Consider the following 11229-nt stretch of genomic DNA (forward strand, 5'->3'; position numbering starts at 1 on the left):
TGTCCGTTCCTTCAAAACGCACCGGCGCGATGTCGCCGAAAAAACCTGTCGTCATCGGAATTTCCTCAAGTGTTTTTGCCCTGTATCAGCAAGGTAAGAGCGCGTCAGGCTTCACCCACGCGCTGCGAGAAGATGTCGAGTTCAGCCGGATCCATCCGCACGACATGGCGGTCTTCTGGATAGGCAAGGCTGTTCACATCGGCGACGAACTCGGAAAACGCCGCGATCCGCTCGGCCTGCAGGCGATCATATTCGGCCGCGAAGTTGCGATAGATCTTGGAATGGCGTGGCATGTGGCCTCGGTTGGCGCCGAGCACATCCTCGGCAAACAGATATTGCGCGTCACAGCCAGTGCCAGATCCCATGGAGATCATGAACAGCGATGTCCGTTGCGAGATGGCTTCGGCGACTTCTACCGGCACGACCTCGATCTCGGCCCCGAACGCGCCGGCGGCTTCGAGCTGGCGCACTTGTTCCAGCATGGCGAGCGCGCTTTCCGCGGTCTTGCCGACGGCCTTCCACCCTCCGGTCCAGGTGCGCCGCGACGGGATGAGCCCGACATGCCCAATCACCGGGATCGCTTCATCGGCCATGCGCTTGATCGTGGCGACGCTTGCGCTGCAATAAACGGCATCAGCGCTTGCCTTGACCATTTTGAAAGACCAGCGCACGAAATCGTCTGCCGTGCCGATCTCGAAGAAGTTCTCACCCGGCATGGAAAACAGGCTTGGCGCTGCATCGCGATAGCGCGGATCGAGCATCAACTCCGGCGGAATGGACACGATGTCGACGCCGGCCCGTTCAGCGGCCTCGGCTTCCTCCAGCGTCATGACGCGCAGCATGGTCAGCTGCCGCTTGCCTTTGATGGCGCGCAGGTCCGCTACAGTTGGCCTTGAACGGCTCATGAAATCCCCTCCCCTTCTTAGATCAGCTTTATGCGGCAAGCAGCGCCTTGAGCTTCGTGTCCGCCGCCGCAAGCTTGTCGATCGGCGGACAGGCTCGCTTGGCGATCAGCATTTCGGCCAAACGAATATCGCGCGCGATCGTGTTACCCGGCCCGATACCCGACGCCGCCACAAGCCGACCATGGTCAGCAAGGTGGAACAGGATGAAGGCGCCCCCGCTGACATCGCGCCGCACGGTCTGAGAGCCCTCATCGCAAAGCCCTGCGATCTGCAAACCAAGTCCATACTGATCCGACCAGAACCACGGCACGGCCTTATGCCCCTCGTGACCGCCCAGCATGTTGGCAGCTGCCAAGGCCCCTTGTTCCTGCGCGTTGCGCCAGGCTTCCAACCTGATGCGGCGGCCGCCATAAAGATCGAGCGGAAAGGAACAGCAGTCGCCAGCCGCGAAGATATGAGGATCATCCGTTCGCAACTCGGCATCCACGGCGATCCCGTTATCGACGGTCAAGCCAGCCTCTTCGGCAAGGCTGACATGCGGCACCGCACCGATGCCGATGATGCAAAGGTCAGCCTCAACCGACGTACCATCGGTTAACGCGATGCTGAGACCGCCCGGACCTTCGACCATCGAGACCAAACCCGCACCCGTCCGGATATCGACGCCATGCGCGATATGCTCCGCATGGATGATCGCCGCGATCTCGACCGGCACTGCACGCGCGAGAATGCGCGGCAGGCTCTCGATCACCGTCACCGGACAACCAAGCCGTCGTGCCGAAGCCGCAAGCTCCAGCCCGATGAACCCACCGCCAATCACCGCAACACGTATGCCGCGGCTAAGATGCGAGCGGATCGCCAAAGCATCGTCAAAGGTTCGCAGGGTGGCGCAGCGGCTCAAGCCTTCCGCCATTGGCAGACGCCGCGGCTCCGCACCGGTCGCAAGCAGCAGCTTGTCATAGGGGATGCTCTCACCGGTCGACAGCCGCACGAACCTGCCCGCGCGGTCGATCGCCCCCACCGTCACGCCGCTGATCAGGCTAATCCTTTGTGCATCAAGCAGGTCACGGCTGGTGATCGTCTTCGGCGTCGGCATACTCTCGCCCGCCATGGCGTCTTTCGATAGTGGTGGTCGCTCATAAGGCAGATGCGCTTCAGCGCCGATCAGCGTGACACGACCGTGGTATCCCTGTTCGCGCAAGCTCATCGCAGCGCGGATGCCGCACTCACCCGCGCCAACGATCACCATGCCCGCGTCCTGCATCACCCGAGCCTCAGCCGATATCGATCATGACGCGGCCGGCTTCCACCTTCACCGGATAGGTCCTCAGGTTCACGCAGACGGGCGCACCCTTGGCCTGACCGGTCTTGTAGTTGAAGCGGCCGTTGTGTTTGGGGCACTCGATAATGTCGTCCATCACCAGACCATCGGCCAGATGGATCTTCTCATGCGTGCAAAGACCGTCGGTGGCGAAATAATCATCGTCTGGCGAACGATAGATCGCGAAAGTGCGGCCTTCGTGATCGAAGCGGATCACGTCCTCCTCGTCCACGTCGTCGGCGCCGCAGGCGTCAACCCAACCGGCCATGAAGTCCTCCTGAAGATGCAAGTTCCCTAGCGCGTCGCCTGAGGGCACGCGCGGGGTTGAAGGCGCGGCAGCATCGCCACGCCGGCTGGCTCTGCTCTTATTCGGCAGCGGCCAATTCGAAGTCGTGATATTCCCCGCGATACGGCCGCGCCGTCGCCGGCAGGTCGCGCTTGAGATAATGATCCTCGTAGCGCAGCTGCTGGAGGAGCACGGGCCAGATTTCCTTGTAGGCGTGCCACATGGAGGGGTTCGGCGTCGGCAGATCGTGCTTGATCATCTCATGCAGCCTGGGCAGCGCATGATAAGGCACCATCGGGAACATGTGGTGTTCGACGTGGTAGTTCATGTTCCAATAGATGAAGCGGCTCACCGGGTTCATATAAACGGTGCGCGTGTTCAGGCGGTGATCCGTGACATTGTCGGCCAGGCCAAGATGCTGCAATAGACCGGTCAGGATCATGTGCCAGCTGCCGTAGAGGCGCGGCAGACCGACGAGCATCAGCGGCAGGAATGACCATGTGGCAACCGCAACGGCGATCGTCACGACATAGATCGCGACATGCCATTGAGCTGCCGTCTGCGCCTTGGCGAACTCCATTTCCGGCACATAGGACTTCTCTTCCCCGTTGAGGCCGAGGATCGCCTGGCGGAACAGCGTCGGCAGCGAATAGCGGAAGTCGAGTAAGCCGGTGAACATCAAACCAGCTTTCAGCAGATCCGGCGGGCGCATCACCGCGATCTCGGCGTCACGGCCGACGATGATCGTATCGGTGTGATGGCGCGCATGGCTCCAGCGCCACGTCACCGGATTGCGCATCAGCATGAAGGAGGCGATCTGGTAAACGACATCGTTCATCCAGCGTGTCTTGAACGCCGTGCCGTGGCTGCATTCGTGCCAGCGCGAGTCGCTCGCCGAGCCATACAGGACGCCGTAAACAAGGAAGAACGGCACGCACCACCAGCTGCCCCAGGTCGCAATCGCGCCCGCTGCAGCCAGCACCATCACGCCTAGCCAGATGATCGTGTCGCGGATCGCCGGCTGGTCGGAGCGCTGCATCAGCGCCTTCATTTCCTTGCGGGAAATATCCGTATGGTACCACTCGGCGGCAGCCAGACCGTTTTCCACGGCTTCGCGGGCACTGAGGCCAGTCAGGCTGTAGTCGCGAACAGTCTTCTTGGGCCGAAAGCCCTCAACAATGCTCATTCAAGCCTCCCGAATGATGCGGCCTGGCTCGCAAAGAAAGCCGGTCTCCTCCGCATGTCGCATGCTCTCGCATATAGCATTCGCCTTGTTACACATCAAGGCAACAAAGCATTTTATATCTTTTTACATCATTTCTCGTCATCAAGCCGCAGCGGTCGGAAGTTGCCTGAAGGCTTCGGGTAATCTTCGTCAGGCTGAACGGCGATGCTGCGGATCGCGGCTTCGGCATCCGCCAGCGCTTCCCGGCCGTCCAGAACGCGGAGTGAGACGTCGTATGTGCGGCTTTCGTCATGGTCGAGCCAGATCATTTCGCCCCGGTCTCGCGCGGCGAGGTCGCCCAGCACATGGTGGCTGGAAGGCTCGATACCCAGCGCATACTGCCCGGCCTGGAAGTTCTGCCACTGATAGGCGCAAGGCAGCTGATCTTTTCGGGTGGTGACCTGGAAGCCGAGGCCGAGCGCATCGTTGAGCACGGCAACGGCGACATCGCCTTTCGCGTCCGCCGCCATCTCGTGCTGCCAGACCTGCTCGCGAAAGCCGAGCTGTGGTTTGGGCAGCGTGCGATAGCCGACATCCTGCGCGCGATACGCATCCCCGGCATGCGCCGCCCAGACGACATCCTTGATCGGAGCAACGTAGCGCGCACCTTCATCCACCAGGGGATGGCTGACATTGAAGTGGTAGAACAGCATATGCGGCGTGCGAACAAAGCCGTGATTAATCACCCGATCGCGGATGCGGATCTCGTTGCCCCCGACATCGGCTTCGATGCGGCGGATGAGATGCAGGTCCTCGCCGAACACGGCCGACTGCTGAACGATGCCTTCCGCCCACAATACGCATTCGTCGCCATCCCAGCTCTCGCCATAGCCTGTCAGCCGCGCCGGAATCGTGCCGACGCGGCCATGCAGGGAATGCGCGATGCTCTGCTTGCCGGGATAGTTGTACTCGTCAGCCGGAACTTCGCCGGGCCCGAGAATATGGTCGAGCCCGCAGGTAACGAGCAGGCCGGAAAAGGACCGAGCCCAGGCAAGCCCCTTCTCGCCTTCATATTCGTGTAGGCCGGGGTGACGAAAGCCGGTCGGCGAATGCCACCCAATCGCCTGCCCCTTGTAGTCGCATTCCGCAATATCGAGCGCCCGGTCGACCAGCGCCGTGAACCGCAGACCGGAGCCCGTACGAAACTCGAACATCCGAATGCCCCGCTCGACCCCGTCCCCCAGCGTCATCAACCGCACACCGGCGAACTGCGAGAGCATGCCCGACCGCTCCGCCACATCGCGGCGGGTGAGCGTTCGGCCGTAGAGCTTTACCATATGGACTTCCTCAATGCGCCCCGCCGTCTTGCGCGAGATCGGCCACATCGACACCCATGATCAGCGCTTCCACGGACAGAAGATCGGTATCGGCAACAGCACGCTCGGCCACTACTTCACCGCGCCGCATCACCACTAGGCGGTCGGCAACCTGAAAGACGTGATGGATGTTATGCGTGATGAAGAGCACGCTATGCCCGGCAGCCTTCACTTCCCTCACAAAGCGCAGCACGCCGTGCGTTTCTTCCACGCCGAGATTGTTAGTAGGTTCGTCCAGAATAATCAGCTTGGCGGCGAACTGCATGGCGCGCGAAATGGCGATCGACTGCCGTTCACCGCCCGACAGCGTGTTGACCAGTACATCCGCGTCCAGCTTCTTTGAAATGCCCACGCGCCTCAGAAGCGTTGTCGCGGCTTGCCGCAGAGCCCCGAAGTCAAGCGGCGCGAAGACGCCGAGCCAAGGCAGCTTCGCCGGCTCGCGACCGAGAAACAGGTTCCGCGCTATGGAAAGATCGGGAGCAAGCGACGTGTCCTGGTGGATCGTCTCGATGCCGAGATCCATTGCGTCGCGCGCATTACGGATCTCCGCCCTTTCCCCGCGCACGCGGATCTCGCCGCCATCGAACGGATGCACGCCCGAAATTGCCTTGATCAGGGTGGACTTGCCGGCACCGTTGTCGCCGAGCAGCGCGACAACCTCCCCTTCGCGCACAACCATCGAGGCATTGCGCAGCGCATGGACATTGCCGAAGCTTTTGCGCACGCGGTCGAGCCGCAGGATCTCGCCGGCTTCACTCATCGCCGACCACTCCCTTTCTGGATCGTGGCATGGACGATCAGCATCACAAGGATGATCGCACCGACGAAGATGTTGAAGGCTAGGCCCGGCACCCCGATGAGGACAATACCGTTGCGGATCGCGCGCAACATAAAGGCGCCGATGATCGTGCCCAGCACCGTTCCCCGACCGCCCGTCAGCGCCGTTCCGCCAACCACCACCATTGCGATGACTTCCAGCTCATAACCAGTACCCGCCACCGGCGAGGCGTTAGAAATGCGAAAGGCGCTGATCATGCCGGCGAGACCAGCCAGAACCGAAGTCAGAATGAATAGGCCGATCTTGACCCGGTCAGCCGGCACGCCGCGCGCCACGGCCGCATTGCGGTTGGAGCCGATGGCGCTGATCCAGTTGCCAAGCTTGGAGTAGTTGAGAATATAGGCGGTGAGGATCGTCAGCCCGATGAACCACCAGAGCGAGGTGTAAAGCCGAAAGCCGCCGAGCGTGAAGCTCCCCGCCAGCATCGTCACGAACACGCCCGGTTCGTTCCAAGCCTTCAGCGGAAAACCCTGCGTTATGTAAAGCGCCACGCCGCGCACGATCATCAGCATCGACAGCGTCACCAGAAAAGACGAGATGCCGATCTTGGTAACGATCAACCCGTTGATTATGCCAATGGTAATGCAGACGAGAAGCCCGATCGCCAGCGCGGTGCCGATATCGACCACGCCGCTTTGCGCGAGCAGCATCACGATTACCGGCCCGAGGGCAAAGGTCGCGCCGACCGACAGATCGAACTCGCCGGCGGTGAGCAGCAGCGTCATGCCCAGCGCGATGATGCCGAGTTCCGGCAGAAACGCCATCATGTTGGAAATGTTGAGTGGCGACAGAAACGCCGGCCGCGCAAGCGAGAAGCCGATCAAGACGATCGCCAGGATGATCAGCGAGGCAACTTCAGGTGATGCAGCGATCCCGCGCCAGCGGCGGCGAGGCAGCACATCGGGTTCGGTGACAACGGACATTTCGTCTTCCAGCAAGCGGCTGCCGGCCTTCATGGCCGACGACGGTCGGTTTACTTGGAATAAAGCTTGAGGATCGGGTCGACGCTGGTCTGGTCGTAGAGGCTGAAGGTCTGGACATCATAGCCGATCGGCTCACCAGAGGCGGCGAGGTTGAGCAGCGCAACCGGCATGAAGCCTTGCGCCGACGGGTATTGCCAGGCGGCCGCCTTGAAGTAGCCGTCGCGCACGGCTTCCGCCGTTTCTTTCGCGTTGCCCCAGCCCACCACCGGTAGGGAACCGGGTGCGATGCCCGCATTGTCGAACACCGGCTTGATGGCGGCGGCAACCGAGTCGCCCAGCGCGATGATCACCGGCGGATTGTTGGCGAGCATGTAGTCGCTCATCTTGGCAATAATGCCGGCCGGATCGGTACCGGCATCCACCACGTCATAGGTGATCCCTAGCGGGTCGAAGACCGAGGCAATGCCGGCCGTTTCCAGCTGCTGGTAGCTCGCTCCCGGCACTTCAACCGGCAGGAAGACCTTGTCGCCTTGCTTCACGAGCTTGTTGTCGACGAGATATTTGGCCCATGTGACGCCCGCCTGCGTGAGATCGGCGCCGACATAGGCTTGCCGGCCGGTTTCGGGATCATCCGTGTTGAAGAAGACGATCGGGATGCCAGCTTCCTTGGCCGCCTTCACTTCTTCCGTCCAAAGGCCCGCCTGTGCGGATGTCGTGGCGATCCCATCCGGCGCAGCAGCAATGGCCGAGTTGAGGGCTTCCTTCTGGGCGGCCATATCGCCGCCCGAGAAGGAAATCTGACAGGTCACGTTGAGCTGATTGCAAGCGCTTTGCGCGCCTGCGTTCCAGTCGAGCCAGAAGGCATCGGACGGCCCGCCATGCGACAGAAGGTAGAAAGTCTTCTTGCCTTCCTGCGCATGACCCTGCGCGACAAGGCCGGCGCAGGCAATCAGCGTGGCCGCAGCCAGTTTCAGGACCGTCTTCATCGTCCGTCCTTCCCTAATCTCGTTCTTACAACCCGTTGTCGCGCAGCTTGCCGTCCAGAAATTTCTTAGCGCGCGGAACGTCGTCTTCCGACAGGTGCTCGATGATCATCGGGATGTTGGGGTGCTTTTCGGCGAGGCGCCGGAGGTAGAGGTCGTAGTTCAGCGAACCGAGGCCCGGTGCCGGCAGTTCGATCTCGCCGACGCCGCGGAAAGTGTGGCTTTCGTCCGCCGTTTCATCGCCGATATCGGCATGCTTTTCCGACTTGTCGTCGCCCGAACGCTTTACGTCCTTGGCATGGGCAATCTTGATCTTGTCGGTGAGCGTGTCGAAGACCTGGTTGAGGATCTGGTCCATCTTGTCGATGTTGTGGGTCTCGAAATAATTGGTCGGATCCATCAGCAGGCCGAGGCCGGGATGGTCGACATGGGCGAACATCTTCACGGTCTCTTCAACCGAGCCGACGACATTGTTCACATAGGTTTCGAGCAGGAAAACCGAGCCGTGGTCGTAGGCGGTCTGGGCGAGGTCCGCGATCACCTTTCGGCACTCCTCGAAGCCTTCTTCCGTCTTGTTCTTTTCGTGATGAACCCAGTCGGACTCGGTGTTGTAGGTGCCGGTTTCCGAGATCACGTAAGGCGTGCCGAAGTGGCGGGCGTTGCGGATGATCTCCTTGAGATATCCGACGCGCTTTTCGCGCTCGCTCTTATCCGGATGGATGATGTTGGTGTAGGCGGAGATGCAGGAGATCGGCAGTTGGTGGTCGCGGAAGGTGTCGCGCACCTTCTTCGCCTTGTCGGTCGTGATCTGGCCGGCCGAGAGATCCACATCCTTGAAATGGAGGTCGAGCTGGACCGTGTTGAAGTCCAACGCCCTTATTTTCTTGGCGGTTTCTTCCAGGCCATACGGGAAATAGCCCGTGAAAATGCCGGCTTGCATCATGATTGTAATCCTCCCTGGATCTTCAATGCGTCGGAATTTCAGAAAGCTTGACCGTGCGCTCCTCCGCGATCGAGCGGTAACCCGCTTCGATCAGCGCCATGGTCTCGACATTGTCGGCAACGGACAAAGCGGGCGCTTCACCGGTTTTGATGGCATGCTGCAGCTGCTCCATGACGCCGATGAAGGCATGCGGGAACCACATCGTGTCCCAGCTTGGCGTCACCCACTCGCCCCCAGTCGACTCGGTCGAGGCATAGGTCAGCGTGGAGGCTGCACCGGTCGGCCAGCCGATCGTGCCCTTGGCGACACCTTTGGTGCCGTCGACGCGCCAGTTGATGTGCTGGTCGTCCTGGTAGCCCTCCTGCCGCGGACCGGACCAGACATCTTCCAGCGAAACGGCCAAAGCGCCGGACGCGAAGCGCAGGGTCGAGACGGTGATGCCATCGGAATGCTCGAAGGTCGTGCGTGGGTCTTTGCGTGTTTGCGTTGTAATTTCAGTGGGTTGACCAAGCAGGAAGCGCAGCACGTCGAGGTGGTGCACGCTCATGTTGGAGAGCGTCAGGCGGTCATAGTTTTCCAGAAACGGCTGCCAGTGCGGGATGGCGTGCATGTCGATCTGCGCGAACACGATCTCGCCCAGCGCACCGCTGTCGATGATCTGCTTCAGCACGCGCATGGATTGGTCGTAGCGCATGTTCTGGTTGACTGAGAGGATCTTGCCGGCAGCCTTTGCCTCGTCGCGCAGCTTGATCGCTTCTTCGAGCGAAAGAGCGAGCGGCTTCTGCGCCAGGATACCTTTGATGTGTGGTTGCTGCAGCGCTTTGCGGATCAGATCAGGCTGCTGATCCGGCGGATAAGCCAGGTCGATGATCTCGATGCTGGGATCTTCGATCAAGGCCTCCGGCGTGTCATGGACGGTCGGAATGTCCCAGCGCTCGGCCACCTCCTGCGCATTGGCTTTGGTACGCGAAGCGATGGCGGCAACGGTGAAGCCGGCTTGCTTGTAAGCGGCAAGATGGCACTCGGACATGATCATGCCGGCACCAATTGCGCCGATCCGATAGTCCCTCGTCCGGACAGTCACGTCCGGCTCAAACTGCTTCACAGACAAACTCCCCTCCCGCTTCAAACTGGCTGCATCACCCATGACACCTCACGCGGATTGCGCGTCTAACAGCGCAGAACAGGCAAATGGCAGCGCGCTTTGGGCGTCATTCAGCAATATGGTGGAAGGAAATGGATCGCTGACACACGTGCGGCGGCACAACTTCACGGATCCGGAGGCAAAGCCCCGGAGAACGCAATGGGTCAGACATGAGGTTCCTCCCTCGAACCGGCTCCTCAACCGATCCGCGAAGATACTGGCTTGGGATCACTCCCGCTGTCAACGTCATTTATAAGCATAAAGCATCATTTTCAGTCAGACGTGTTTTGCAGGTGTTTGATCGTAGAGCTTAGCCCAGGTCTGCGAACCGCTGAGCTTGCGTTGCGATTACCAAGCGTTCATCAAATCGCATCGACAGGCCGCCACTCCATTACGATTCGCGGTATGAACGAGAATGCAGTTTGGGGAGTGCTCTTGTTGCGCGCGACGTTGATCGATGTGGCCAAAGAAGCTGGCGTATCACCGGCCACCGTCGATCGTGTTCTGAACAATCGGCCGGGCGTGCGGTCGCGCACCCGTCAGATCGTTTTGGAAACCGCGCAGCGGCTCGGCTATATTGGTGACGAGGACGCAGGCTCGCCCGCCTCCCCTCGCTCGACCGAAGCGCTCAGCCTGCATTTCGCACTGCCGGCCGGCACGAACCCCTTCATGAAGGCCCTGCGCCTGGAACTCGAAGAGCAGGCGAAAAGCCGGGCCGGCCTGACCGTCCATGTTGAAGCGATAGAGGGCTTCGATCCCGATGCGCTGGCGCGAACCCTGCACAGCCTTAATGGCAAGACACAGGGCGTCGGCGTGATCGCGCTCGATCATCCCACGGTGCGCGAAGCGATCCGCTCGCTATCGGCCAGCGGGGTCAAGGTCGTGACCATTGCGTCCGACATTCTCCATGTCCCCCGCATCGCCTATGTCGGCATCGACAATCGCGCGGCCGGTCGCCTCGCGGGCTTTCTCGTAAAGCGCTTCGTCGGCAAGGGTGAAGCCAAGGTCGCGCTGTTTGCCGGCTCGCTCGCCTATCGTGGGCATGAAGAGCGCGAGATGGGTTTTCGCCACATCCTCAACGAGGAAGCGCAGAACCTCCACATCGTCGAAATGCGGGAAATGCTGGACGACCGCGAGAAGGCCTATGCGGAAGCCTGCGCGCTGCTCGACCGCCACCCCGATCTTGCCGCGATCTACAATGTCGGCGCGGGCAATACAGGCATCGCCAAGGCGTTGAAGGAACGCGGTCGCAGCGGCGACGTCATCTTCGTCGCTCATGATGTCACGGCCGGCACGCGCGAATTGCTGCTCGACGGTACGCTGGACGCGGTGATCGACCAGAACC

11 protein-coding genes are annotated in these 11229 nt (G+C 61.0%); 1 reads left to right on the top strand and 10 read right to left on the bottom strand.

Annotation, left to right across the window (positions count from 1 at the left end; all coding sequences use genetic code 11):
- Window positions 1-104: 104 nt before the first annotated feature.
- The 10 genes from RTX98_RS17240 to RTX98_RS17285 form a co-directional block, all read right to left on the bottom strand.
- On the bottom strand, window positions 105-905 hold the full coding sequence (locus tag RTX98_RS17240) for a 3-methyl-2-oxobutanoate hydroxymethyltransferase (protein WP_312798043.1): 801 nt from the start codon (window positions 903-905) through the stop codon (window positions 105-107).
- A 28-nt stretch (window positions 906-933) separates the two neighbouring features.
- The gene (locus RTX98_RS17245) at window positions 934-2169 is read right to left on the bottom strand and encodes an NAD(P)/FAD-dependent oxidoreductase (RefSeq protein ID WP_312798044.1); all 1236 of its coding nucleotides are present in this window, start codon (window positions 2167-2169) and stop codon (window positions 934-936) included.
- 10 nt (window positions 2170-2179) lie between these two features.
- Entirely contained in the window at window positions 2180-2494 is a 315-nt protein-coding gene (locus RTX98_RS17250) for a MocE family 2Fe-2S type ferredoxin (protein ID WP_312798045.1), read from the bottom strand.
- 97 nt (window positions 2495-2591) lie between these two features.
- Entirely contained in the window at window positions 2592-3698 is a 1107-nt protein-coding gene (locus RTX98_RS17255; protein WP_312798046.1) for a fatty acid desaturase family protein, read from the bottom strand.
- Between the two features lie 128 nt (window positions 3699-3826).
- Window positions 3827-5014 carry an aldose 1-epimerase family protein gene (locus RTX98_RS17260; RefSeq protein WP_312798047.1) on the bottom strand — a complete coding sequence of 396 codons (1188 nt, stop codon included), beginning with the start codon at window positions 5012-5014 and terminating at the stop codon, window positions 3827-3829.
- A 10-nt stretch (window positions 5015-5024) separates the two neighbouring features.
- Window positions 5025-5813: an ATP-binding cassette domain-containing protein gene (locus RTX98_RS17265; protein ID WP_312798048.1), complete on the bottom strand. Its 789-nt coding sequence runs from the start codon at window positions 5811-5813 to the stop codon at window positions 5025-5027.
- A complete protein-coding gene (locus RTX98_RS17270) occupies window positions 5810-6814 on the bottom strand; it encodes an ABC transporter permease (protein WP_312798049.1) in 1005 nt (334 codons plus the stop codon). Before RTX98_RS17270 ends, RTX98_RS17265 begins: the two co-directional genes overlap by 4 nt.
- 50 nt (window positions 6815-6864) lie before the next feature.
- Window positions 6865-7800, bottom strand: coding sequence for a substrate-binding domain-containing protein (locus tag RTX98_RS17275; protein ID WP_312798050.1), 936 nt, complete (start codon window positions 7798-7800; stop codon window positions 6865-6867).
- Between the two features lie 25 nt (window positions 7801-7825).
- The gene (locus tag RTX98_RS17280) at window positions 7826-8740 is read right to left on the bottom strand and encodes a sugar phosphate isomerase/epimerase (protein WP_312798051.1); all 915 of its coding nucleotides are present in this window, start codon (window positions 8738-8740) and stop codon (window positions 7826-7828) included.
- Window positions 8741-8762: 22 nt separating this feature from the next.
- Window positions 8763-9887 carry a Gfo/Idh/MocA family protein gene (locus RTX98_RS17285; RefSeq protein WP_416223157.1) on the bottom strand — a complete coding sequence of 375 codons (1125 nt, stop codon included), beginning with the start codon at window positions 9885-9887 and terminating at the stop codon, window positions 8763-8765.
- 435 nt (window positions 9888-10322) lie between these two features.
- On the opposite strand from RTX98_RS17285, the gene RTX98_RS17290 reads away from it, so the two are divergent.
- Window positions 10323-11229 (top strand): LacI family DNA-binding transcriptional regulator (locus tag RTX98_RS17290; RefSeq protein ID WP_312798053.1); only part of this gene is annotated, 907 nt, incomplete at its 3' end.

Source organism: Tianweitania sp., from assembly GCF_032053605.1.
GTDB lineage: Bacteria > Pseudomonadota > Alphaproteobacteria > Rhizobiales > Rhizobiaceae > Tianweitania.

What these genes read in the sequence shown, in the direction of transcription:
- RTX98_RS17275 (WP_312798050.1), bottom strand. Translation starts at nt 7,800, where the DNA reads ATGAAGACGGTCCTGAAACTGGCTGCGGCCACGCTGATTGCCTGCGCC.
- RTX98_RS17265 (WP_312798048.1), bottom strand. Translation starts at nt 5,813, where the DNA reads ATGAGTGAAGCCGGCGAGATCCTGCGGCTCGACCGCGTGCGCAAAAGC.
- RTX98_RS17270 (WP_312798049.1), bottom strand. Translation starts at nt 6,814, where the DNA reads ATGTCCGTTGTCACCGAACCCGATGTGCTGCCTCGCCGCCGCTGGCGC.
- RTX98_RS17245 (WP_312798044.1), bottom strand. Translation starts at nt 2,169, where the DNA reads ATGCAGGACGCGGGCATGGTGATCGTTGGCGCGGGTGAGTGCGGCATC.
- RTX98_RS17240 (WP_312798043.1), bottom strand. Translation starts at nt 905, where the DNA reads ATGAGCCGTTCAAGGCCAACTGTAGCGGACCTGCGCGCCATCAAAGGC.
- RTX98_RS17255 (WP_312798046.1), bottom strand. Translation starts at nt 3,698, where the DNA reads ATGAGCATTGTTGAGGGCTTTCGGCCCAAGAAGACTGTTCGCGACTAC.
- RTX98_RS17260 (WP_312798047.1), bottom strand. Translation starts at nt 5,014, where the DNA reads ATGGTAAAGCTCTACGGCCGAACGCTCACCCGCCGCGATGTGGCGGAG.
- RTX98_RS17250 (WP_312798045.1), bottom strand. Translation starts at nt 2,494, where the DNA reads ATGGCCGGTTGGGTTGACGCCTGCGGCGCCGACGACGTGGACGAGGAG.
- RTX98_RS17280 (WP_312798051.1), bottom strand. Translation starts at nt 8,740, where the DNA reads ATGATGCAAGCCGGCATTTTCACGGGCTATTTCCCGTATGGCCTGGAA.
- RTX98_RS17285 (WP_416223157.1), bottom strand. Translation starts at nt 9,887, where the DNA reads ATGGGTGATGCAGCCAGTTTGAAGCGGGAGGGGAGTTTGTCTGTGAAG.